Source organism: Jeotgalibacillus haloalkalitolerans, from assembly GCF_034427455.1.
GTDB classification, from domain to species: Bacteria; Bacillota; Bacilli; order Bacillales; family Jeotgalibacillaceae; genus Jeotgalibacillus; species Jeotgalibacillus haloalkalitolerans.
Window position 1 is genome coordinate 189,387 of the sequence record NZ_JAXQNN010000005.1, and the last position, 24,233, is coordinate 213,619.

At 44.0% G+C, this 24,233-nt stretch carries 19 protein-coding genes; 3 read left to right on the forward strand and 16 right to left on the reverse strand.

What is annotated here, in order from left to right; translation table 11 throughout:
- Window positions 1-46 precede the first annotated feature (46 nt).
- The 6 genes from UFB30_RS13930 to UFB30_RS13955 form a co-directional block, all read right to left on the reverse strand.
- Complete coding sequence (locus UFB30_RS13930; RefSeq protein ID WP_322422302.1) at window positions 47-1,426, reverse strand: Glu/Leu/Phe/Val family dehydrogenase; 1,380 nt, start codon at window positions 1,424-1,426, stop codon at window positions 47-49.
- A 140-nt stretch (window positions 1,427-1,566) separates the two neighbouring features.
- Window positions 1,567-2,406 carry a DUF1206 domain-containing protein gene (locus tag UFB30_RS13935; RefSeq protein ID WP_322422303.1) on the reverse strand — a complete coding sequence of 280 codons (840 nt, stop codon included), beginning with the start codon at window positions 2,404-2,406 and terminating at the stop codon, window positions 1,567-1,569.
- Between the two features lie 15 nt (window positions 2,407-2,421).
- Entirely contained in the window at window positions 2,422-4,284 is a 1,863-nt protein-coding gene (locus UFB30_RS13940; RefSeq protein ID WP_322422304.1) for an LTA synthase family protein, read from the reverse strand.
- Window positions 4,285-4,402: 118 nt separating this feature from the next.
- On the reverse strand, window positions 4,403-6,106 hold the full coding sequence (locus UFB30_RS13945; protein WP_322422305.1) for a methyl-accepting chemotaxis protein: 1,704 nt from the start codon (window positions 6,104-6,106) through the stop codon (window positions 4,403-4,405).
- Between the two features lie 249 nt (window positions 6,107-6,355).
- On the reverse strand, window positions 6,356-7,279 hold the full coding sequence (locus UFB30_RS13950) for a DMT family transporter (RefSeq protein WP_322422306.1): 924 nt from the start codon (window positions 7,277-7,279) through the stop codon (window positions 6,356-6,358).
- 15 nt (window positions 7,280-7,294) lie between these two features.
- Complete coding sequence (locus UFB30_RS13955; protein ID WP_322422307.1) at window positions 7,295-7,939, reverse strand: MOSC domain-containing protein; 645 nt, start codon at window positions 7,937-7,939, stop codon at window positions 7,295-7,297.
- A 305-nt stretch (window positions 7,940-8,244) separates the two neighbouring features.
- On the opposite strand from UFB30_RS13955, the gene UFB30_RS13960 reads away from it, so the two are divergent.
- Window positions 8,245-9,669 (forward strand): NAD-dependent succinate-semialdehyde dehydrogenase, encoded by a 1,425-nt coding sequence (locus tag UFB30_RS13960; protein WP_322422308.1) that lies wholly within the window; start codon window positions 8,245-8,247, stop codon window positions 9,667-9,669.
- Window positions 9,670-9,913: 244 nt separating this feature from the next.
- On the opposite strand, the gene UFB30_RS13965 is transcribed toward UFB30_RS13960, so the two are convergent.
- From UFB30_RS13965 to desA, 9 genes are all read right to left on the reverse strand, one after another.
- On the reverse strand, window positions 9,914-10,471 hold the full coding sequence (locus tag UFB30_RS13965; RefSeq protein WP_322422309.1) for a hypothetical protein: 558 nt from the start codon (window positions 10,469-10,471) through the stop codon (window positions 9,914-9,916).
- 39 nt (window positions 10,472-10,510) lie between these two features.
- Window positions 10,511-11,329 (reverse strand): GNAT family N-acetyltransferase, encoded by an 819-nt coding sequence (locus tag UFB30_RS13970; RefSeq protein ID WP_322422310.1) that lies wholly within the window; start codon window positions 11,327-11,329, stop codon window positions 10,511-10,513.
- Window positions 11,313-11,450, reverse strand: a complete 138-nt coding sequence (locus UFB30_RS13975) for a hypothetical protein (RefSeq protein ID WP_322422311.1) — start codon at window positions 11,448-11,450, stop codon at window positions 11,313-11,315. The genes UFB30_RS13970 and UFB30_RS13975 overlap by 17 nt, the downstream gene beginning before the upstream one ends.
- Window positions 11,451-11,538: 88 nt before the next feature.
- Window positions 11,539-13,692, reverse strand: a complete 2,154-nt coding sequence (locus UFB30_RS13980) for an ATP-dependent helicase (RefSeq protein WP_322422312.1) — start codon at window positions 13,690-13,692, stop codon at window positions 11,539-11,541.
- Window positions 13,693-13,961: 269 nt separating this feature from the next.
- On the reverse strand, window positions 13,962-15,674 hold the full coding sequence (cydC, locus tag UFB30_RS13985) for a thiol reductant ABC exporter subunit CydC (protein WP_322422313.1): 1,713 nt from the start codon (window positions 15,672-15,674) through the stop codon (window positions 13,962-13,964).
- Window positions 15,667-17,388, reverse strand: a complete 1,722-nt coding sequence (cydD, locus tag UFB30_RS13990; protein ID WP_322422314.1) for a thiol reductant ABC exporter subunit CydD — start codon at window positions 17,386-17,388, stop codon at window positions 15,667-15,669. The genes cydC and cydD overlap by 8 nt, the downstream gene beginning before the upstream one ends.
- Before the next feature lie 334 nt (window positions 17,389-17,722).
- Window positions 17,723-18,322 (reverse strand): response regulator transcription factor, encoded by a 600-nt coding sequence (locus UFB30_RS13995; protein ID WP_322422315.1) that lies wholly within the window; start codon window positions 18,320-18,322, stop codon window positions 17,723-17,725.
- Window positions 18,319-19,452, reverse strand: coding sequence for a sensor histidine kinase (locus UFB30_RS14000; RefSeq protein ID WP_322422316.1), 1,134 nt, complete (start codon window positions 19,450-19,452; stop codon window positions 18,319-18,321). The genes UFB30_RS13995 and UFB30_RS14000 overlap by 4 nt, the downstream gene beginning before the upstream one ends.
- A gap of 112 nt (window positions 19,453-19,564) precedes the next feature.
- Window positions 19,565-20,608, reverse strand: a complete 1,044-nt coding sequence (gene desA / locus UFB30_RS14005; RefSeq protein WP_322422317.1) for a Delta(5) desaturase DesA — start codon at window positions 20,606-20,608, stop codon at window positions 19,565-19,567.
- A 416-nt stretch (window positions 20,609-21,024) separates the two neighbouring features.
- On the opposite strand from desA, the gene UFB30_RS14010 reads away from it, so the two are divergent.
- Window positions 21,025-21,966: a M23 family metallopeptidase gene (locus UFB30_RS14010; protein WP_322422318.1), complete on the forward strand. Its 942-nt coding sequence runs from the start codon at window positions 21,025-21,027 to the stop codon at window positions 21,964-21,966.
- Window positions 21,967-22,067: 101 nt separating this feature from the next.
- Entirely contained in the window at window positions 22,068-23,195 is a 1,128-nt protein-coding gene (locus tag UFB30_RS14015; RefSeq protein WP_322422319.1) for an NADH-dependent flavin oxidoreductase, read from the forward strand.
- Window positions 23,196-23,288: 93 nt separating this feature from the next.
- Here the strand turns inward: UFB30_RS14015 and UFB30_RS14020 are convergent.
- Window positions 23,289-24,233: prolipoprotein diacylglyceryl transferase (locus UFB30_RS14020; protein ID WP_322422320.1), on the reverse strand; the 945-nt coding region annotated here is incomplete at its 5' end.

The following is a 24,233-nucleotide window of genomic DNA, read 5'->3' on the forward strand; positions in this document are numbered from 1 at the left end:
CCAAAGGAAGCAGAATCGCTTCAATGGACAGCCCTTTTTTTATTATTTAAAACAGTTTTCCCTGCTTATATAAAACGGTTGATAGCTTCATCACTGAATGAATGTAGCAGTTTTCACGAAGAGAATGCGGGTCCCCGAAGTATTTAGGAAGAATTGTCTCCATTGTCCCCTGCATTTTATCGTAAAGTTTCTTATAGATCTGCTCTTCTGAATAAAACTGTGTTTCCCTTCCCTGCAGCCATTCAAAATATGACACAATCACCCCGCCGGCATTAGCAAGAATATCAGGAACCACAATGACACCTTTTTCATTTAAGTAGTCATCTGCTTCTGCTGTTACCGGGGCATTGGCACCTTCAACAATGACCTTTGCCTTGATTTTATCCTTATTTCCGTTATGGATCTGCTCTTCGAGTGCTGCAAGCATTAAAACATCCACATCCATCGTCAGCACATCATCACGATGAAGAATGTCAGCCTGAACACCGCTTTCTTTAAGCTGCTCATCTGTATGAGGAAGATCCCCCTGATTTGAAGCAGTGTAAGAAACAAGTGCAGGTATATCCAGCCCGTCATCGTTAAAAAGCGTACAATTCCGGTCACTGACTGCGATTACTTTATTTTGCAGCTGCTGGCATTTAAAAGCCTCAAGTGCCGTCACTGACCCTACATTACCAAACCCCTGAACCGCTACCTTCAAAGGTTTTTCATATAGCGACAGGGCTGTTTTTGCATAGGGGCTGCCCGTTTTTTCAAGCCATGATTGCTGCTTTTTAATAAAATCAGACATCAGGTAGCGGAATGTGAAATAAACCCCTTTACCTGTGGCTTCGCGTCTGCCAAGAGAACCTCCGTTAATCACGCTCTTACCCGTAAAGCTTCCTCTGTAAGGCTGGCCCGGCTTAATATTTTTATATTCTCCCATCATCCAGTCCATCTCACGCTCCCCGCTGCCCATATCAGGCGCAGGTATATCCTTATCAGGACCAATGACATCAGCAAAATATTGAACATATTTTTTAGAAATCAGGTTCAGTTCTTTTGTGGTAAATTCACGCGGATTGACGACTACTCCACCTTTTCCCCCACCAAATGGTACATCGTGAAGTGAATTTTTCAGGGTCATCAGAAACGCCAGGTTAATGACTTCATCTTCATTTACTGATTCATGAAAACGAATTCCTCCCTTATAGGGACCCATTGCATTGTTATGCTGAACCCTGAAAGCAGGTATCCGCACAATTTCGCCTTTTTCAAGAACGATTCTGAGAAAGGATTTATGTATCTTGTTAGGTGTAGATAACACTGCCCCTAAAGATGAGAACGCTTTCTTTCTCGGTCCGTTTAGAAGATCCGGCAAAAACATTTTATCATCCATCAGTGCATCTAAAGATTCCTGTACGATTGATCTTGTCTGATATTGCATGTTCCATTCCCCCTTGAATGTAGTGAAATATCCTTACAATGACGGTACCCTAAATGAACTGTATATGTAAAGAGATGAGGTGGAGCTTTTTATTTCTCCCCCTCATCCGGTGCACCTGACTAACTGTTTGCAACTAAGCTTTATTCATTTTTCCCAAAGTTCATTCTTGCATATCTTCCTCTGATGATTTCATAGACTGCGTACAGAACCAGACCTGCTGCTGCAAGACCAAGCAGTACCTGTCCGTATGGCTGTGAAGCGATTTCTCCCAGTGCGCCATCAAGCCCTTTTGACTGATCCGGATTTGATGTAATGGCGGTCTGTATGAAAAAGAATCCCACCATTGCCAGCACAACGCCCCTGGCAGTCAGACCAATTTTTCCAGATTTACGTGCGAGTTTTTTCTCACTTTCACTCATATCGTTTATGATCAGCTTGCTCATAAACTTCTCCTTATAACCTGTATAAATGTTATATAACCCGTAGATAATGACGCCCGCACCTAATATACCGACAAGCCACTGACCAAAAGGCTGACCAAGCAGCATAGCGGAGATCGTCTGTTCTGAATTTCCTCCACCGCTCCCTGCATTCATCGCAATCTGAAGAGCGGATACAGCTAGCCCGGCATAAATCACACCGCTCACTGCATAGGCAATCCTTGTAGCAATTCCTTTTGCATCATTGCCTTTATGCTGAGGGTCGAATATTGCACGTACAATTTCCCACATTACATAAAAGAAAAGCCCAATCCCGACGATCCAGAGCAGAACTTCTCCAAATGGAAGTGTCGCGACCTGCTGAAGCGCACCTGATGTATCAGTCGTTTCGCCGCCTACTCCAAGTGCAGCAAGCAGTGCAAGTATTCCTACAATGCCATATACCGCACCTTTAGACATATAACCGAAACGTCCCAACCGGCGAACCCATGGTTTCACTTCCTCCGACGTGTCATTTGATTTCATTGTCAGCTGACTCATGATTTTCCTCTCCTTTTATTCCTCAATATTTTGTCCCTGAAGCTGACCAACACCGTTTTTCTTAATAATCGTGTCTGACATTCTTAAATGGGAAGCTGCTTCATACAGCATCTGAGAACAATTCGATTTGTCTGCTGGTTCTTCAGTATCAAGGCTGTAGCATTCTCCATTTTCTCTCTCGCTTGTCAGATCAGCTTTATAATAATAGTCATCATAGATAAATGAACCATCCCTGAATACAGTCAATCTCGGGTCTTCACTTAACAGGGAATTACCCATCATATACCCTTTATCCAGTCCGAGTAATGACAAAATCGTTGGCGCGATATCCATTTGTCCCCCGGTCTGTTCCATCACGCTGCCATCCTGCATGCCGGGCAGCTTCATAAATAACGGCACCTTCCTCCCGAGATTCAGGTAATCAACCGCTGATTCCGCCTGAGCCATCTCGGCCATGTCTCTTTCAGGCTCCTGAAGCCCGCTGTCATGGTCACCGTAAGCAACCACCAGTGCGTCTTCCCATATTCCTTCATCTTTTAGCTTTTCAACCATTGAACCAAATGCCCGGTCTACAAAATGAATATTGTGATAGTAATTCTGAATAATTTCTTCTTCAAGACTGTCCAGATTCAATTCTTTTTTATCATCTGGAAAGTCATATGGTGTGTGGCTCGTTAACGCCACCATAAAAGCGTAAAATGGATCATTCATCTCAACCATCCGGTCAACTGATGATAAAAAGAAATCTTCATCATTTAACGTCAGACCGATGATATCCCCTTCTGGAAAATCCGCGATGCTGTAAAAATGATCAAATCCAAAGTTTTCATATACTTCATCACGGTTCCAGAATGTTTTTTCAAACGCATGAAAGGCTGCCGTTTCATAGCCTGCTGACTCCATTTTTTCAGGGAGTGAATCATATGAATGATCAGGATATCTTGTATAAACCGACCCTGCCTTTAATGGATAAAATGAAGTGTTCAGAATAAATTCAGCATCCGAGGTTCTCCCCTGATGTGTCTGATGATAAAAGTTAGGAAAATACATGACTTCATTTTTAAAGTCATTTAAAAATGGAGTAATCTCCTGACCATCGATTTCCTGATCCAGCACAGAGTTTTGAAAGGATTCCAGCTGAATCACGATCACATTGGGCTTTCCGTCTAAAGCTTCATCAGCTGACCCTGCACGATTACTGTCAAAAAAGCGCTGCATCTCACTTAACTGAGAAGCAGTCAGCGTTTTCTCTTCAATGAACTGATCATCCAGCTCTCTTCCTATATCAAGTATATGGTGACCGATCATTCCGAGCTTGAAGTAATTACGCATATTAGATAATGAATCCTGCACAAGCCATTCATCCCGATCTGCTGCACTGATGACGAGCGGAGTAAAAAACAGAACGATACCAGTTACAGCAGCGATTAATGCAGCTTTGGAGCGCCTCTTCGCCGGATAATCAGCAAAGCTTCTTTTCCGGTCCTTTAACCGCAGCGCAGCCCAGATGAATGAATCTGCAAACAGCAGAAAATCTGCCGGGTAAATTAAATCCTCAAGGCCACCTCCAACTGCACCCATCTGCGGGATCTGAATAATCAGCGCAACAGACAGTAAATCTGTAAAATAACGGTAATACCATATATTAGACGCGATTAATATCGTAAGCAATATACTCAGATAAAATAAAACCCAGCGTCTGATGCGTGGTGAAATCCATAGAGACCAAAAAGAAATCAGTATAATGGCACCAAGACTAACAAAAAATAAATGAATACCGAAATAAGTACCTGTCGCAGGTCCTACGATGATCATTTTAATAAGTAAAATAAGTATAAAAATCAGATAGTCTCCATACATCAGCCATGCTTTTTTCAATTGACGACCTCCCTTCCGTGTTATCCTTTACCCTATGTAAAGTAGATGTAATCTGCATGAAATATGGAATTTCACATAGAAAAAGAGACAGGAAAAAATATTCCCGCCTCTTATTCGCTTATGCTAATTTAAACTGCTTTAACAGATCATTCAGCTGAACCGCTTCATCCTTAAGTGAACGTGCGCTCCGGTTCACTTCTTCCATGGAAGCACTTGATTGCTGTGATGTGGCTGACACTTCCTCAATGCCGGCAGCTGATTCTTCTGATACAGATGCAATGCTCTCAATGGATGAATTCATCACCTGTGTTGATTGGATGACTTCATTAATTGAGCCTGTTACACTTCCCACCTGATCAGACACACGGTCAATGGTTGTTTTCAATTCACCAAACAGTGCGCCGGTATGAGAGATTTTCGTTGTACCGTCTTCTACCATTTCATAGCCATCTTCTAAAAACGTGACAACTTTTTTCGCTTCCTTCTGAATGCCGCCGATAATATTCGTAATATCTGCAATTGAGGTTGTCACACCTTCAGCAAGCTTTCTGACTTCATCAGCTACAACGGCAAACCCTTTACCATGCTCACCTGCGCGCGCCGCTTCAATTGCTGCATTCAGTGCCAGCAGATTGGTCTGATCTGCAATCTGCTGAATGACTTCAGTCAGCTTGGCAATATCCGTTGTCTGCTGATCAAGTCCCTTCACCATTTCGAGTGACCCTTTTACTTTCTCATCAATGGCTGCCATTGTCTCTACTGATTCCGTCATCGCTTTACTGCCTTCATTTGTAAAAGACATCATCGAGTCAGAGTTCGCCTTGACCTGATTCTGATTTTCTTCAACCTGACTCATCACTGCAGAAAAGTCATTCATTTTTTCAGACAGATCTGAAGAGGAGTGCGCCTGCTCTTCAGCACCACTTGAAAGCTCCTGCATAGTAGAAGCAATCTGGTGGCTGCCTTCCTGCACCTCGTCTGCGTACTGGCTAAGGACTTCACTCTGGGAATGAACAGTGTCTGAAACAGCTGACACCTGGGTGAGCAGCTGTTTTAAATTCCCCTTCATTGTGTTGAATGAAGTGCTCAGCTGACCAATTTCATCTTTACTCTGATAATCCATATCTTCAACTGTCAGGTTGCCGTTTGCAATTTCATCCGCAAGGCCTACCACCCGATTCATCTTGCTTCTGATGCTACGGCTGATGAGGAACAAGGTGATGCAACTGATCAAAATAGACAAAACAACTGCTATGATCATCACAGTTATACTGGTGGCAATAGAACTTCTGGCCTCCGCCGTCGCAGCCGCACTGTCTTCCATCACTAAACCGGTTAATTCCTCCAGCAGACCCGCTGTCGTCCCTCTTAATTCCTGTGCAGCTACCCTTGAAGCAATTAATGCATCACTTCGATCGTCCGAATAATTCGGTATAATTTCATTCGTAAAAATCAAATCCATCGCTTCTTTATTTGCAATAATATTTTCAAAGATACTGATCTGACCTGGATCAGTAAGACCTTCCTGCAAACTAGTGGCGTATGTATCAAAGAGTTCACTTTCCTCTTCGTATTCCGTTATATACCTTTGGTCCCCCAGACTTACATAATCTGCTACACGTACATCCATCGCCCTAAATACTCCGCCTAAATAAATTGAGGTGACAGACCTTTCACTCCGGCGATCCACCTCTGCAGCGTTTTCTTCAATCTGTTTTAACTGAACAAATAGAATCACAGCGGTGATGACAAAAAATAATATCGTCATGAATACAGTGATCGCATACTTACTCCCAATCGATAAGTCCCGGAACCATTTCATCAGCATACCTCTTTTCAATCAAGTATTAATCTATCATTCTTTATAACTATAAAGAATGATAGATTAATACTTAACTACCACTGAAAGAAAATTATAAACCTTTTTTCTTAATAAAATTAGTTCTTTAGACTTACTAAATAATTTAAGTGATGATTTCTGATTCTAATATTTTTATTTAAACTCCTACTTACATCATAAAAATGACCAGCCTTTTATCGACTGGTCAATGTAAGCATATATGATTCTTTTTTAAGGATGCGCCCTGGTCTGTGGTGGTTTCTTTCTCTGAAACCAGTGGTCAACAGCACCACTTCCGCCCAGTACACCTGCAACGATAAGTGCAAATCCGGCAATCTGTCCAAGATAGACCGGCTCACCTAAAAGCAGTGCAGCGCCAGTAATTGAAAACAATAAATTCAAATTAGTAAAAACAGCTGATTCACTCGGTCCAATCAGACGGATTGCATTGTTGTAAATCATATGCCCGATCCCGGTTGCAATAAAAGCTGAACTGAAAAAGATTGCATAATGATAGCCTTCTCCCTGCAGCAGCGTCTGATAACCGCCCGGCTCTGAAAGCAGGCTGATGACACCCAGCATCACAGCTCCAAATACCATCATCCAGCCCGTCAGTACAAATACATCCAGATCCGTTGAAATTTTTTTAATTAAAACAAAGCTGATCGCCTGCGTGACAGCAGCCATTAAGATATACCAGTCTCCGGCGGCTACCTGGATATCGCCACTGCTCCCGGCGGCCATAACAAGAAATACACCTGAAAAGCCAATGATGATCCCGCCAAATTTAAGCAATGTAAGACGCGACTTCAGAAAAATAACCGCTGCAATTGCGGTAAGAATCGGGATTAGTCCGAGAATGAGCCCGGTGTTTACTGCTGTTGTTCCCTTCAGCCCAACTGACAGAAAATAATGATGACCGACAATATTGAATAAGCTGATCAGCAAAATGACGCCAATATTTCTGATCCCCGGCATAATCATCTTTTTCTGCAGTGCAAGGACTGAAAGCACCACCGCTCCGGCCGTCAGAATCCTCATTGATGTCATCGCTACAGGCGAAAATTCATCTACTAATACTTTCAGGGCTACCACATTCAGCCCCCATGCCACCATAATGGACACGAGCCATATATACGCATTGGATTGTGTCACCATTTCACCTGATTTCTATAATTGATTACGTTTTTGTATTAATTTTGGTCTTAACGTTTTAGAAAGTGCCTTTGCTTCAAGTACACGGTCATACTGGCTGGCCCTCGGTGCAGAAGAGAATAACAGCTGGTTTACTTCATGCACTGATACACGCGCAGGATCCCGTTCGACACATGTTAACACATCCCCCGGCTTAACGGTTCCCTCTTTTAGCACCCGGAAATAAAAGCCCGTATATCCTGATTCCCTCATACGGACAATCAATTCCGGCTTATGATATCTGGCTGCGATTTTAAAACATGGCTGTCTCGGCTCAGTCACTTCAATGATTGCCTCACCGAATTCGAACCTGTCACCAATATGGGTGTTTTGCTCATGCAGCCCTTCAGTTGTAATATTTTCACCGAAAAGCGCCGCCCCGTCACGCATCTCCATCCACCCATCCCAAAATGAATAATGGTCATACGGATACAAACAAAGCGCTTTTTCCGTTCCGCCATGGTGTTCAGGCGTCTGCTCATCTTCAGCAAGACCCGTGTAAGATAAAAACATTCCCTTCTCAATCGGCTGCTTTAACAGCGCACTCGGAAACGTTTTTTTACCAAATGTAAGCTCCGTAATTTTAGCAGTATGTATGGCAAGAACTTTAAAAGTTGTCATTGAATCCTCCTGAATTTCAAATTGTTTCTCTTTTATTTAATGGCTTTATTAAAGTCCATTATTGTTTTTGCACAGATGTTGATTGAAGCAGAAGGGGTCGACTCCTGTGGCAGGAAAGGACGTGTGAGGCCTAGGCGAAGCCTGCGGGCTCACCGCCCGGCCACGGAAAGCGTCCTCCTCTCGCTGCAAGCAACAGCCTACTCTAACAGAGCCCACTAAATAAGTACAGTATACCTCACTTTTAGATTGAACTGAAAATGAACAGGGTAGAGAAAGAGTAAATCAAAAAATCAGGAGTGATGGAAATGGATACATACAATCTTATTATTAACGGTGAAGAAACCGGACAGGATCTTGAAACAATTGACGTAATCAACCCGGCTACGACTGAAACCATTGCAACAGTGCCTAAGGGTGGAAAAGAAGAAGCGGTGAAAGCTGTGGATGCAGCCCACAATGCCTTTAAAGACTGGTCAGGACGTAATACGTATGAGCGCAGTGCATTATTAATGAAATGGGCAGATTTAATTGATGAGCACACAGATGAACTTGCACGTCTGATGACCATTGAACAGGGAAAGCCGCTGAAGGAAGCTGCAGGCGAAATATCCTATGCAAATGGCTTTATCAAGTGGTTTGCTGAAGAAGGAAAGCGTGTCTACGGTGAGACGATCCCTTCATCAAAAGGAGACAGACGCCTGTTTGTCCATAAGCAGCCTGTTGGCGTGACAGCTGTGATTACGCCGTGGAATTTCCCTGCAGCCATGATCACCAGAAAAGTGGCACCTGCACTCGCAACCGGCTGTACAGCTGTCATTAAGCCGGCTACTGCAACCCCACTGACTGCACTGCGGCTCGTTCAGTTGGCGAAAGAAGCAGGAATCCCGGACGGCGTACTGAATGTTGTCACAGGCAAATCGTCAGAGATCAGTGAAGCCTGGCTTGAAGATACACGGGTCAGAAAGCTGACATTTACAGGTTCAACAGAAGTCGGCAAGTCCTTGATGAAGGGTGCAGCTGACACCATGAAAAAAATCTCACTGGAGCTCGGCGGTCATGCACCTGCAATCGTGATGGATGATGCAAATCTTGAAAAAGCTGTAGACGGTGTGATTGCAACGAAGTTCAGAAACGCAGGTCAGACTTGCGTTTGTGCAAACCGTATTTATGTACATGAGGATATTGCAGAGGCATTTACAAAACGTTTTACTGAAAAAGTGGAAAACTTACGACTCGGGGACGGTCTTGAGGAAGGCGTTGACCTTGGACCACTCATTAATGAAGATGCAATCGAGAAGGTAAAAGAACATATCGAAGATGCGAAAGAAAAAGGCGCGACAGTAGAAACGGGCGGTGAACTGCGTGATGGTCTGTTTTTCAAGCAGACGGTTCTCTCCGGTGTCACGGACGATATGCTTTGCATGAATGAAGAAACGTTCGGACCGGTTGCACCAATTACTACTTTCAAAACTGAAGAAGAAGCAATCGAACGTGCGAATGATTCAATTTATGGACTTGCGGCTTACGTGTTTACTGAAAACATTTCAAAAGGCATCCGTATCAGTGAACAGCTTGAGTATGGCATTGTCGGACTGAATGATGGTCTGCCTTCTGCTCCTGAAGCACCGTTTGGCGGGTTTAAGCAGAGTGGTCTTGGACGTGAGGGTGGCCATCAGGGGATTGAGGAGTTTCTTGAGACGAAGTTTATTTCGGTCGGGTTGGATGAATAGGATATTTTTAAGGAAGGTGGGGCGATTGAAATTCGCTTCACCTTTTTTTGTTTTTAAATTAAAACTGGCTCACTGCGCGCCAGGCGGAGGCTTTCCGGACGGTGGTTGCCGAGCCTCCTCGGCTTCGCCTGTGGGGTCTCAGCTTCCCACTAATCGTCCCGGAGTCCCCGCCTTCTGCTCCATTCGCCTATTATTCATTAAAAAGTAACCACGAATCTTCTAAGCCCAGTTTAACTTAAAGTTATCAGACACATGGAATCCAATATTCAGACCAATAGTTTTTTTTCAAGTGTTCTTGTCCATTAGATTTATCAATAAACTTTATTAATTCTCTTAATATAATGTGTTGAGCCGCAACAGAACTTACTGCATTTTCTAAATTACCTTTAAAAACATTTGTAATTCTATCATGCTTAATTGCTTGATAATCTTCCCACCAACTTAAATTAGCATATGGTTTTGAAGAATTAATTTCCTCAAAAGGAAAAATTAATATATCATCATCATTTATAGTATTTATACCCGTTGCTAAACCTAACTCATTACTCATATTTTTTTCAATTACTTTAGCATAATCCTCCATCGAGAAATACTTACCTTTACTTTGCACACCATAATTTTTGCAAAGTTGTTTAAGTAACGAATCAATTTCCGAACATGCTAACAGTAATATAGAGGCAAGCTCATCTGAATAAGTATTTTTGTTTTTATCAGAATGTGTAACATATTGGTTGGTTTTCACTAACATTTTTTCAATTGATAAATAATACTGCCAATGCATTTCAAATAATGATCTGTCCAATAATTTATATCTCCTAGTTTTAAAATTACTGTATTTAAATTAATAATTTTTCTTGAAATAAAGTAGTTCCTTTTCGATATGAAATCCCGCACGCTGGTATAGTCTGATGGCGGTTTGGTTGTTTTTGCTAACGCAGAGGCTGATTTCTTTGATCTGCTGCTCTTCAAGCAGCAGCTGCATGACTGACCTGAGGAGTGTATAGCCTGCTCCTTTCCCTCTTGCGGCTTCATTAACAGCCAGGTACTCTACTGAACCTTCGCCGAATTCCGGATCTGATTCGGCATAGATATACCCGATGAACTGACCCTGATCGATCGCTGCCAGTAATGGACGGCTTGGGTTTGCTCTGTTTAAAATTGTTTTAGCATCATAGTAGGTTTCCGGAAAAACCTGATGATGCAGCTGTTCAAAAGCACTGAATTCATGATCTGATAATGCTTTGATTTCCATAGTTTCTGCTGACTTCCCAGGAGTGAATTGACTGGCTTTCAGTATGACTTCTTCTCCTTTTTGATCAGCTCCGAGACTGTTCATCCATTCAATTGCACTGGAATTTTCGTGTCCATAAAAGCCATACAGTGTAGTGCCTTCTGGAATCATATTTAGCAGATTGTTCGCTCTTTCTGACCAGTCTGCGCCGCTACTGTTAATAAACGGCCCCCACATTTCACCGCTTCCATCTTCATAATCAAGGATCAGCAGATCATCATTGAACCAGTAAATATGTTCTTCTGCGATCTCCTCATGGATTGTTTTTGCAATTTCGTCTGCATCAGTTCCGCAGTACCCGACGTATTGCGCTGCATCTTTATTTGCAGCGGCAATTCGGTTTGCCGCTTGTTCAGCTGTCTTCATCATTTATTTCCTCCCAGCACTGGTGACAATACAGATCTTTTTCGTGATAGATCCCGTCCAGGAAGCCATCCGCACAATAAACCGTTTTTCCACATCTGATACATTTTCCGACAACTTCGCGCATGATCTCACCTCTCCCCTTTTATTTCCATTTAGCTGATATAATTCCCTGCAAATTTTGAAAAAAGGACTGCCTTAGTTTGGCAGTCCTTTCATTCAACCGGTTCCAGCAGTCCCATCGTCAGGCACAGATCAAGCGCGAGACGTTTTGTACCTTTAGGGAATTTAATTTCAAGTCCATCTTCTGAAAAACCTTCAATCCGTCCAGTACCGAATACGCGATGCTTCACTTTCCTTCCCACTTCAAGGTCTGAAACTCTTCTTATTGCATTCGGATTTTGAGGCATCCTGCTTTCATCCACCTGCTGCGCTTCAGGCGGATTAATAATTTTATTAACTCTCAGTAAAAACGGTGAGGGGTTTGTTTTACTGCCTGCTCTGTTTCTATATGAAAGCAGCTCAAGCTCCTGTTCGGCGCGCGTCATTCCGACGTAAAACAGCCGCGCTGCCTCTTCCATCGGATCCTTATTTCCCTTGTCCTGCTCCTTCACATCACTTTTAGAAGGAATGACGTCTGCAATCAGATCAAGCATATACACCTTTTTAAATTCCAGACCCTTGGAGCTGTGAAGCGTTGAAAGTGTGACAGCATTTTCGTGTTTATTGAACTTCGACGTTTTCAGTAATGACTCCAGCTGCTTCAGACGATTTGCAAAAGCAACCATTCCTGTTTCCTTTTGCGCAATCTGTTCCAATGTAGAGAGAACATCATGCAGATATTCGATAGAGAATCCAAGGTTTTCACTCATCTTCTCAAGTGCACGATCATAGCCCGCCTGCTCTCTGATCAGTCGGATCACGCGGTACGGCTCGCCGCCTTCCATTCTTTCAAAAGCACGCTTCAGTCCATTAATCTGCTTACGCTGATAATCCTTGAGCGAGGTCAGGGCAAGCAGCCTGTCAAAAACGCTGCCTTCCTCCGGCTGCTTTTTCAGCTCAAACAGCTGCTGGCGCGTCACATAGCCGAGGCACTTCATTGAAATCTTCTCAAATAGATCAGTGCGTGTGTTATTAAATGTAAGACGCATAAAATTCAGGATATCTTCTACAATCCAGTGGCTGAAAAACCGTACATCTGAATCCTTCATATAAAACGGAATCCGGGCACGTTCAAGTTCATTCATGATGAGAATGGAAGAGCTGTTGGTTCTGTATAACACGGCAGCGTCCCTGTAGTCTTCAAGCTTTGAGAGTTCCTGTGCAAGGTAGGCTGCCTGATCCTCATAATCAGGAAATACCTTGATGCTGACAGGCTCTCCCTCATCATTTTCAGTAAACATATTCTTTTCATAACGGTTTTTGTTCCGTTTAATAAATTCATTCGCCGCATTCACAATCTCAGGTGTGGACCGGTAATTCTGCTCCATCATTAAGATATTTGCTTTAGGATATACCTTTTTAAAATCAAGCAGATACTGCGGTTCTGCAGCACGCCAAGTATAGATCGACTGGTCATCATCCGCTACCACACACAGATTCTGGTGAGGCTCAACCAGTTTTTCAACAATGGCATGCTGAACGAGTGAGGTATCCTGGCTCTCGTCTGTCAGCAGGTGATCATAGCGCTGCTGATACTTTTTTAAAAGCTTCCTGTCCGACTCAAACGCTTCAAGTGCCAGGGTGAGCATATCATCATAATCAAGCAGCAGCTTTTCCGGATCTTTTCGTTTTACCGCTTCGTACTCAGCTGCTATCTGCTCTGCATTCGTGACCTCGCATGTAACTATGCTCCATTTTTTTCTCGGCAGAAGCTTGTTTTTAATGAGGCTGATGTAATTTGACATGTCTTCAAGCTGATCATCTGTCATCGCTTCCTTGTTAAAGCGCTGGAATAACGTGCGTAACAGCAGTTTTTTGTTGGCTGTATAATCAGCCGGGTCTTCCACAGGTCCTTCAATCAGCTGCCAGGCTTTATTCTCTTTTCTCAGATAATCACGGACTACTGCAAATGCCAGGCTGTGAATCGTCGAAAAATCCACTTCAGGTAATGCCGGAAACATTCTTTTGTAGCGCTGCTTCATATCATCCGCGGCTGCTTTACTGAATGTAACACCTTTGATACGGACTGGATCCACACCTCGCTCCTCAATCAGATGTCCGATCCGCATCATAATGGTCGTCGTTTTACCAGACCCCGGAGATGCAAGCAGCAGAAGCGGACCGTCCCCATGGAGAACAGCCTGCTTTTGCACCTCATTCAGATTAACGCCAATCTCATTCTTCTTTCTTGTAAAATAATCTGCCATATCCGTTCGTCTCCTGTAATCTATTCTGTGATTATCGTAACACTGATTGGGGTTTTTGAGCAGGGGGGAGATGGTCATATTGTGTTGGGTCGGGGTGATATGGCATTCATTTGGAGGGATTGCTGCAGCTCCGGCTTGGATCACGACAAGTTTCCGGGTGTATCGCTACAACCCCGAGCCCGATTGCTACATCCTCGGCCAAAACAGCGACATCTCCCCCAACCCAGCCACCACACCAAAAAAGAAAAACCGCCTCATCAGCGGTTTTCCTAGACTAAAATTTCCTGTTCAATTTTCTTCATCTCATAAAACATCCCGCGGGCAGCCATCAGTTCATCAAATGATCCTTTTTCAGCAATCCTTCCGCCGTCCATCACGATGATCTGATCCATTTTCTCAAGACCATTCAGCTGGTGACTGATCAGACAGACTGTTGCATCTTCCGTACGTTCTTCAAGGTAGCGCATGATTTCAGCTGAGGTCACGTTGTCAATTGAACTGAGCGGCTCATCCAGCAGCCATAAGCTGCGTTTTCTGAGCAGTGCCCTTGCAATAGCCAGCCGCTGACGCTCTCCGCCTGACAGGTTCTCTCCTTTTTCCAGGACCGGATCATCCAGTGTGAATCTTGAAAGCTTCACTTTCTCAAGCATCCACAGCATTTCTTCATCCGTCAGTCCTTCCCTGGCAATCTGAAGATTATCCCTGATGGTGCCGAAGAAGAAGTGATTTTCCTGCATGACGACATTCGCTTTTTCCCAGATGTCTTCAGACTTGATGTGACGAATGGATTTATCCTGAAGTCTGATTTCTCCCTCGTTTGTTCTGAGTACACCAAGCAGCAGTTGAAAAATGGTTGATTTCCCTGAGCCGCTCGCTCCTACAATCGCCGTTTTTGAACCTGGCTCGATTGTAAATGAAGTATCAGCAATCGCCGGCCTTTCTTCTCCTTCATGTGTATAGGAAACAGACCCGAAGGATATCGCCGGCGCTTCATCAGTCAGCGATTCGAACGGTTCCGCTGCAGTGACAGGCTCAATATCTGTTACTTCGTTTAACCTTGCTGAAGCTTTCCTGCTGTCTTCTAAATGAGGCGGCAGTACAGCCATTGGCGCTGCATTTTCAAATATATTCAGTGACAGCATGACAAGCATCGCAAGAAATACCCCGTCCAGCTGTTCCTGCTGAACAAGAACGACACCCGCTGCCAGCACGGCCCATGAGATCAGGAGTCCTGCTGCCTGATTCACAGACTGGTTGAACATACTCTGACTGCTGCTTTTTTCCTGGTTTGCGATATAAGCGGCGGATGACTGATGAAGTGACACTTCTTTATCATCCAGCTGCTGATAAATTTTCAGATCACGGAATCCATACAAAACTTCAGCTGTGTCAGTAGAAAGTGCGGCACGCGATTCTCTTACCTTCTCTTCAATCTTCTGTCTGCGCATTGCAAAGATCGCGGGAATAATGAGTCCCGTTAACAGCAGGCCTGCTGCGAAAATCAGCGGAAACCAGAATGAATAGAAGGTGGTGAAAATCATGGCACTTAAGAATACAAATACAAGAACAATTGGCGGATAATAGACGCGTAAAAAGAAGTTTTGAAGGCTTTCCACGTCGCCTGTAATTCTCGCCAACAGATCACCGCTTCTGAATTTCTGAAAAATACCCGGCGCCAAAGGCTCAAGCTTTTCAAAAAAGCGGACGCGGATACCGGCCAGAATGTTAAAGGTTGCACGGTGAGAGACCATCCGCTCTCCGTATTTTGACCCTGCCTTCACCAGACCGAACACTTTTATAAAAGCAATCAGCAGAGTGAGTGTATAGACTGGCGGAAGAAGCGCAGCTTTGGAAATTAAATATCCGCTTGCTGCAAACAGACCTGCAGCCGTCACCCCGCCAATATAACCGAATAGAACAGAGTACCAGACGTTTTTCTTTTCAGCTGCGATTTGTCTTAACACAATTTCGAGTTCACGCATGTGCGCCACCCCCCTGGACCATTTCCTGATAGGCAGGCTCAATTAATAAGTCGTGATGTTTCCCATTCGCTTTCAGATTTCCGTCTTCAAGCATCAGGATCTGATCAGCATTTCTGATTGTATAAAGTCTGTGTGCAACTGTAATGACTGTTGCGTTCTTTGACAGTTCCTCCATTGAAGCGGTCAGAATCTGTTCCGTTTTCAGATCAAGACCTGTCGTCGGCTCATCAAAGAGAATCACCGAAGGCTTTTTCAGAAAAGCTCTTGCAAGCGCAAGTCGCTGCTTCTCCCCTCCTGAAAGTCCTCTTCCACCTTCTCCGACAGGTGTATCAAGTCCTTTTTGAAGCGCTTCTATCAGCGGTGTTAACCCTGCTTTTTCAGCTGCAGACTCAATCTCGCCACGCGTTGCTTCCTTTTTACTTCCGATCGCAATATTATCTGCAAGCGTACCCGAGAAAATAAACGGCTGCTGAGAGATATAGCTGAGCTGATCAAACCAGCTCTCTTCCTCATAATGCGAGAGCTCCTTGTCATTCACTCTGATCGCCCCTGATGACGGCGCAACCAGGCCGCTCAGCAGATTCAGCGCAGTGGATTTCCCTGATCCACTTTTACCGATTAATGCTACATTTTCGTATGGTTTAATATCAGCCTGTAATGGTCCGAGGCTGAACCCTTCTTTTCCATATTGAAAAACAGTCTGATCAAACTGAATGTGCGGCGGTGTGCCGGGCGTCAGTTTTTCACTACCCCAATTCACACGGTCTTCCTGCTTTGAGAGCTCTTCATCAATTAATTTAGCAGCGCCGATACTGCCGCGCCCTGTATGAAAAGCATTTCCAAGCTCCCTGATCGCCACGTAAAATTCAGGCGCTAAGACAAGCATGAAAAATGCCGTGAAAAATGTGACACTCTCAAAATAAATTAGTCTCAGTCCGAGTTCAAGCGCAACCAGTCCCACACCAAGCATTGAAATGTATTCAAGTGCCAGCGAAGAGATAAATGCAATTTTCAGTACTTCAAGTGTTGCATCCCTGAACTTCAGGCTGCTGTCTTCAATCGTATCCCGCTGTTTCTTTGCCTGACCGAAAAGCTTAAGCGTAGTCAGTCCCTGCAGTGTATCAAGAAATGTTCCTGAAAACGCAGAAAGCTGTTCAAGCTGTTCTTCAGATTTCTTTTGCGTTTTAATCCCGATGATGATAAAAAACAGCGGGATAAACGGCGCTGAAACAAGTAATACCGTTCCCGTAATCCAGTCCTGCCAAAAGGCTGTTACGATAATCATTAAAGGAATGAAAGCAGTTAAAGTGAGCTGGGGAATATACTTACTGAAATAACTGTCCACCTCATCCACTGCATCCATCAGCACGCTGACTTTGCGTCCGGACTGCCCCTGAAGTGAAGCCTGTACCGGATTCCCTGCGTATTTTTCAAGCAGCTTCTCACGGATTGTCTGCTTCACCTTTGCTGCCAGCCATGCGCCGGTCCGTCCACTTGCGTACGTCAGCATTGCACGGGCAATCAATGCCAGTGCCAGCCATCCGAATAGAGGTACTACATCCGAAAGGGATGCTCCTTTTAAAAACACTTCATCCACAATTTTGACGATAAAATACGCCTGCGCAATGATACTTACGCCGGTCAAAAAAGCGATCATGACCATGAGCAATTGTGTGCCTTTATATTGCTTCGCATATTGCGAAAGTTGATTCATAGATCAAATCTCTCCGATCATTGATTATTGACGATATTGTGAATAAATTCACATATTGTGTTAATCTTATTATAAATGATTATACGTGATTTTTCACGGTATAGGATTTTTTGAGCATATTTGTATGTAGGAATTAATAAATCAATTCGAACCGGTTCACTGCGCTTCAGGCGGACGCTTTCCCCGGGGACGGCGCTAAGCCTCCTCGTCGCTGCGCGCCTGCGGAGTCTCAGCTGTCCGTCACATCCCGGTGGAGTCGCCGCCTTACGCTTCGCTCACCTCAGCAATAAACTATTACAAAAATTGAGCTTTTAAAAAGCACATAACACTGTCGTTATTTAAACCAGCCCTTCTCCCTAAACCTCGAGATGGCTTCGATGCGGTTTGAGACTTCGAGTTTGTCGAGTATGACTGAGATATAGTTGCGGACTGTTCCGTTTGTGATAAATAGTGTACCCGCAATTTCTTTTGTTGTTTTGCCTTCAGCAATCAGTTCCATGACTTCTCGTTCACGTTCTGTCAGCGGGTTTGCTTCTGTCAGTGCCATATCGACGAGCTCCGGTGCATAGATTCTGCGTCCTTCCATGATTGTACGGATTGAGCGGGCAAGCTCTTCGCTCGGGCTGTCCTTTAATAAATAGCCGCTGACACCTGCGTTTCTGGCTCTTTCAAAATATCCGGGTCTTGCGAAGGTAGTCAGGATAATCATTTTACACGGCTCATCCTTTAATTCCTCGGCTGCATCAAGTCCTGTTTTGAGCGGCATTTCGATATCCATAATACAAATATCGGGCTTGAGTGATTTTACGATTTCTACCGCTTCCTCACCGTTTTTTGCCTTCCCGATCACTTCCATGTCATCTTCAAGATCAAGCAGGGAACCAAGCGCTCCGAGCAGCATGGTCTGATCTTCAGCTAATACAATTCTGATCATTGCGCTTCCTCCTTAGACACCTGCTTAAGCACGGTTGGAACACAAATCGTGATACTTGTGCCAAGACCGCTTTCTACATCCAGTGTGCCATTTACAAACTCCAGACGTTCTCTCATCCCTCTTAATCCATTCCCTTCAATTGAACGGTCCATCGAAAACCCTTTGCCGTTATCTTCAACAGTTACTTTTAATTCTTTCGGAAGCTGTTCAATCGTAACTTTACAATGCGTGGCACTGCTGTGTTTTACTACATTGGTAACAGCTTCTTTAAGACACATGCTGATTACGTTTTCCACTAAAAGGGGGACATTTTCAAGGATTGGATTGCCTTTAACTTCAGGTTTGATCTGTGCAACGTGAAGCAGCTCACGAATATGTGTAATCTCTTCATCAAGCTTGGTCCCTCTCATATCTGATACGAGCTCTCTTACTTCTTTTAGTGCCGTGCGGGCTGTCTGGTTAATATCTATCAGTTCACTTTTAGCACCATCAGGGTTTGCCGTGATCAGCTTTGCCGCCAGATCACTTTTCAATCCGATCAGTGATAGCTTTTGACCAAGTGTATCATGCAGGTCTCTTGCAATCCGCTGCCGCTCTTCCATCACCATCAGGTCTGAAATCCGCTTCTGTGCGTATTCAAGCTGACCTTCAAGCTTCTCCCTCTTGATTCTGTTGTATGAATTGAGCGGAAGTAAAATCACACCGATGATCGAGACGAGCACGAATGGGAACTGCGTGAAAAACAGCTGGTCCTGAGTAAAGAATGCGATGTTGACTGTGATAATTGTAGAGCCTACCAGAATGCCGTACAGTGTGAAGAACCCCACTTTATGCTGGACGCTTGCGATCATAAACGAAAGGAAAATCGCAAAATAAACAAATCCGAATAAGATCGTCATCGCGATACTGATCGCAATGGCAATTCCCACCCAGACATAATTCACCCAGCCTTTTGTCAGATAGGTCAGCCGGTAAGCCGCAAAAAACACCAGAATCATCGCCACACCTGTTGAAATTTCCACCCATCCGGATGACCTGAAAATAAAGTAAAAAGGCAGCATACAAAAGATAATCCAAATATATATATTTAACCCCGTATTTTTCGGAAAAATGTTATACCATTTATGCACAAGCATTCCGCCTTTCTCTCGTTTTAGTATAGCACGGATAAAAGATTGTTCAGAAGCATCGACTTTATGAAAAAACGCCTGAAAGGTATTCAACCCTTCAGGCGCTTTCCATTTATGATCTCGTCTGCATCCGACGAAGTTCAATTGACATTTTTTCTTTCTTAATCTGTCTTTTCACTTCATTGAAGCTGACAAATGTTTTACGTGATTCATCGTAAAGACGGAATTTTATTGACTCAAGACTTGAACGCATCGTAATCGTCGTCGCCTTATGAAGCGGCGGTGTTGATTCATGCGCTTTTTCAAGATGATAGTTCGGCACTCTCGGACTTAAATGGTGTACATGATGATAACCGATATTACCAGTCACCCACTGGAGCACTCTTGGCAGCTTGTAAAACGAGCTTCCATCTACCGCAGCCTTCACATAATCCCACTCAGACTCATCCTCAAAATAGGAATCCTCAAACTGATGCTGAACATAAAACAACCAGATCCCAAGGAAGCCTGAGATAAACATGATCGGCCCATGAACCAGCAGGAACGCTTCCCAACCAAGCCATAAAATCATGCCAGTATATAAAACAACAATTGAAGCATTTGTAATATAAGTGTTTTTACGCTCTTTTTTACGCGCATCTTTCCTGTTCATACGGTTTGTCACCAAGAACAGATAAAGCGGTCCAAGACCAAACATGACAAGAGGATTACGGTACATTCTGTAAGACAGACGCTCTTTCCACGAAGCCTTTTTGTACTCTTCCACTGTCATAATCCAGATATCGCCTGTTCCGCGCTTATCAAGATTACCACTTGTTGCATGGTGAATCGAATGCTCACGCTTCCACTTTTCATATGGAAACATCGTCACGATTCCTGTTAATGTTCCAACAAGGTTATTCAGTTTTTTATTTTTGAAAAATGAGCCGTGGCAGCAATCATGGAAAATAATAAAGATTCGTACGACAAACCCTGCCGCAACGATGCCAAGACCTAAAGTTAATAAGTAAGAAATCTCAAGACTCTGGTACGCCAAAAACCATAAAATAAAAAATGGCGGTATGGTATTGATCATTTGTCTGATACTTGCCTTCATATCTGCTTTTTCATAAGGAGAGACACTTTTGCGCAGCTCTGCTGTTTTTTGTTTACTCATGTTTTCCTCCTTCTGTAACTCTTATGACCTCATCATAAAGCTTTCCCCGAAATAAAATAAGTCATGAGTGTAAGGAATAAGATATGACAAGTGTCATATTCGAAAAGCGGAAGCAGGCGTTCAGGTCCGACAAGCATAAGACGCGGGGCGGAAAATGGGCGGTCTTCCCATTTACCGATGCGTGGCTTATGACCCGAAGAGCTAGCGCCTGGAGTGATATGTTAACAGAATGGCGGAATTGCTTCACGCCCGGCCCAAATTGCTACAGCTTCCCGGGTGTATCGCTACAGACTCCTACCTCAATTGCTACACCACTGCACAAAACAGCGCTACACGCTTCTTCAAACTTGTATGAACTTCTAAAAAACACGCTTGAAATCACCTTACTTGCACATACTACCTCCGAGGTGAAAAAGATGAAAACTTTCTTAGCTGCAACGATCAGCTTTCTGCTATTTTATTCAACTGCAGCTGCTGATGACCGGCAGACACTTTTAAACGAGCGCTTAACTTATTATGCTGCCTACCACCATCAGGGTGTGCCGTGGTATTATCTTGCTGCGATTGATCAGTTCGAACGGAATATTCAGCCGCTCCGGCAGGATATAGAGAAAAAAGATGGTCCGCTTGCATTGACGATTCCTGATGATCGCTGGTTTGGTCCGCTTCATCCGGATCAGTCCAACCTGTCACCCTATTTCATTGAATTTTTTGGTGGAATCGGACAGGATGTAAATGGAGACGGGAAAGCTGATCCGAATGACCCTGAAGACATTTTCGGATCAATGGCGGATTATATTAACAGTTACGCTTCTTTTAATGAGGCATTAAATGCTTATTATGAACGGAAAGAGTCTGTCAGTCAGATTCTCACGATTGCGGAATTATATCAGCAGTTCAACACGCTGGACCTTTATACACACGTGTTCCCTTTACACAAAAATTATTTATACAGCTACAGAAGTACCTGGGGCGGAAAGCGGGGCTGGGGCGGCCGGCGGATGCATGAGGGAACCGATCTATTTGCGGGATACGGGACGCCTGTTCTCGCAACAACGTTTGGAAAAATAGAAGCGCTCGGCTGGAATGACTACGGCGGATGGCGTGTCGGCCTCAGGGATATCCATAACGTTTATCACTACTACGCTCATCTCTCCAGTTTTAAAGAGGGATTAAAGCAAGGTGATATTGTAAAAGCCGGCGATCTGCTCGGTTATGTAGGGAGCTCCGGATACGGTAAAGAAGGCACAAGCGGAAAATTTCCTCCTCACCTTCATTACGGTATGTATATTGATAACGGCAAAAACCAATGGGCGTATGATCCATATCCTTCGCTTAGAAAATGGGAATCAAGCTGACCTGCACATTTACTGAGCAGGTTTCTTTTAGTTACCCGAAAGAACGCTTATAATGAATTGCGTGACATGACATTTCCGATACATGAAGGAGGATCATAAAAATGACAAAGAAATTTTTAGAATCATTCACATTTAAAAATGGAGTTTCACTAAAAAATAGAGTGCTGATGGCACCAATGACGAACTTTTCTTCAAAAGATAACGGTGAAGTAACAGATGAGGAGCTGGCATACTACCGCGTACGTTCAGGCGGAGTAGGTGCAGTGTTAACTGCAGTTGCCAACGTAACTGATGACGGCAAAGGGTTCCACGGGGAAATCGGGGCGCATCGCGATGATCTTGTACCGAGTCTGAAAAAACTTGCTGACACGATAAAAGGTGAGGGTGCAAAAGCGATTTTACAAATCTTCCACGCAGGCAGAATGGCGCCTCCTGAACTGCTTCCTGACAATCAGACAGTAAGCGCCAGTGCAGTTGCTCCTGAACGTGAAGGTGCCATGACACCGCGCGAGCTGACAAATGATGAAATAGAAAACATCATTAAAGCATTCGGTGACGCAACCCGCCGTGCAATTGAAGCAGGATTTGACGGGGTGGAAATCCACGGTGCAAATACGTACCTGATTCAGCAGTTCTTCTCACCTCATTCAAACAGACGTGAGGATAAATGGGGCGGATCAGTTGAAAAACGTATGACATTCCCGCTTGCAGTCATTGATGAAGTAAATAAAACAGTGAAAGAATTCGGCGATGAATCATTTATCGTTGGCTACAGACTTTCACCTGAAGAACGTGAAGAGCCTGGTATCACAATGGAGGACACGCTGACATTTACAGATCGTCTTGCACACGAAGACCTTCATTATCTGCATGTATCTGTTATGGACTTCCACCAGGGATCAATGCGCGATGAGTCTGATACAACATCACGTGTTCAGCTGATCCAGGACCGTGTTGGCGACAGACTGCCGATTATTGGCGTCGGTTCACTCCACACGCCTGATGATGTTGAAAAAGCAATGGAAGGCGGCGTACCACTGATGGCACTTGGCCGCGAAATCATTGTGGAGCCTGAGTGGATTCAGAAGGTTGAAGCAGGCCGCGAAAGTGAGATCAGAACGTCACTTTCAGTTGACGACCGTGAAGCACTGACTGTACCGGAACCGTTATGGCAGGCTATTGTCAATACAAAAGGCTGGTTCCCGGTAAAAGAACATCAAAACGCATAAGATAAATGGATGAGCCCGGGCTTTGCCTGGGCTTTTTATATACATTGAAAAACCGGACCTCCAAAAAGGAAGCCCGGTTCAATGACTAGCTGATTATCGAAGGCTCAGGAATGAACCGTTGTGCTTGTTTTCTTTATCCACAAGCATCAGGTTTAACCCAAGGCCAAGATCAAGATTTGATGCAAATGCATTGTCATCGTCTTCAGATGAAAGTCCTGATGCTACACCAAGATCAGTTGCAACGCCAAACTCATCTTCAGAAAGACCAAGATCAAGTGCATTAGTTACATCTGCAAATAGTGAAGAACGATCTTCTTCATCTTCGCTTGAAAGATTTAGACCAAGGTTTGTGTCATTTGAAAGAGAAGACATGAAATCTTCATCCTCTTCACTTACGAAAGAACCTGAAAAATCATTAACCAGGATACCGTTTAGTCCAGTTTTTGAATCTTCATCTTCAAATCCTGCACCAATTGTTCCACCAGTTACAGCATCTAATGAACCTGATGTCATGTCATCATTTGACTCAAACGCACCATCAAGGCTGTTGAAAAGTTCTCCGCCAAGGAAAGAGCTGTTTTCTTCATTTTCAGCTTTCACACCAAAACCTGCAGTTGTATCGTTAGAAACATCCGCTTTTACTTCATCTTCATTCACAACGAAATCTGAATTCAGATCATTTGAAGCATCTGCCATCACTTCTGCACTCTCTTCTTCACCCTCAGCTTTTAGACCAAGTGATGCGTCTGTCTGTGCATCTGCGTTTGCAGCAACCTCATCTTCGTTTACTGTTAGATCTGTGTTCACATCATTTGATGCATCTGCCATTACTTCTGCACTCTCTTCTTCTCCTTCAGCTTTCACACCTACTGAAGCGTCTGTTTGTGCATCTGCATTTGCTGCTACTTCATCTTCGTTTACTGTTACGTCTGTGTTCACGTCATTTGAAGCATCTGCCATTACTTCTGCACTTTCTTCTTCTCCTTCAGCTGTTACACCTACTGAAGCGTCTGTCTGTGCATCTGCATTTGCTGCTAC

Coding starts and splice junctions, on each gene's coding strand:
- UFB30_RS13930 (WP_322422302.1), bottom strand. CDS start 1,426: ATGCAATATCAGACAAGATCAATCGTACAGGAATCTTTAGATGCACTG.
- UFB30_RS14010 (WP_322422318.1), top strand. CDS start 21,025: ATGAAAACTTTCTTAGCTGCAACGATCAGCTTTCTGCTATTTTATTCA.
- UFB30_RS13980 (WP_322422312.1), bottom strand. CDS start 13,692: ATGGCAGATTATTTTACAAGAAAGAAGAATGAGATTGGCGTTAATCTG.
- UFB30_RS13945 (WP_322422305.1), bottom strand. CDS start 6,106: ATGAAATGGTTCCGGGACTTATCGATTGGGAGTAAGTATGCGATCACT.
- UFB30_RS13975 (WP_322422311.1), bottom strand. CDS start 11,450: ATGCGCGAAGTTGTCGGAAAATGTATCAGATGTGGAAAAACGGTTTAT.
- UFB30_RS13955 (WP_322422307.1), bottom strand. CDS start 7,939: ATGACAACTTTTAAAGTTCTTGCCATACATACTGCTAAAATTACGGAG.
- cydC (WP_322422313.1), bottom strand. CDS start 15,674: ATGCGTGAACTCGAAATTGTGTTAAGACAAATCGCAGCTGAAAAGAAA.
- desA (WP_322422317.1), bottom strand. CDS start 20,608: ATGAGTAAACAAAAAACAGCAGAGCTGCGCAAAAGTGTCTCTCCTTAT.
- UFB30_RS14015 (WP_322422319.1), top strand. CDS start 22,068: ATGACAAAGAAATTTTTAGAATCATTCACATTTAAAAATGGAGTTTCA.
- cydD (WP_322422314.1), bottom strand. CDS start 17,388: ATGAATCAACTTTCGCAATATGCGAAGCAATATAAAGGCACACAATTG.
- UFB30_RS13960 (WP_322422308.1), top strand. CDS start 8,245: ATGGATACATACAATCTTATTATTAACGGTGAAGAAACCGGACAGGAT.
- UFB30_RS13970 (WP_322422310.1), bottom strand. CDS start 11,329: ATGATGAAGACAGCTGAACAAGCGGCAAACCGAATTGCCGCTGCAAAT.
- UFB30_RS13935 (WP_322422303.1), bottom strand. CDS start 2,406: ATGAGTCAGCTGACAATGAAATCAAATGACACGTCGGAGGAAGTGAAA.
- UFB30_RS13995 (WP_322422315.1), bottom strand. CDS start 18,322: ATGATCAGAATTGTATTAGCTGAAGATCAGACCATGCTGCTCGGAGCG.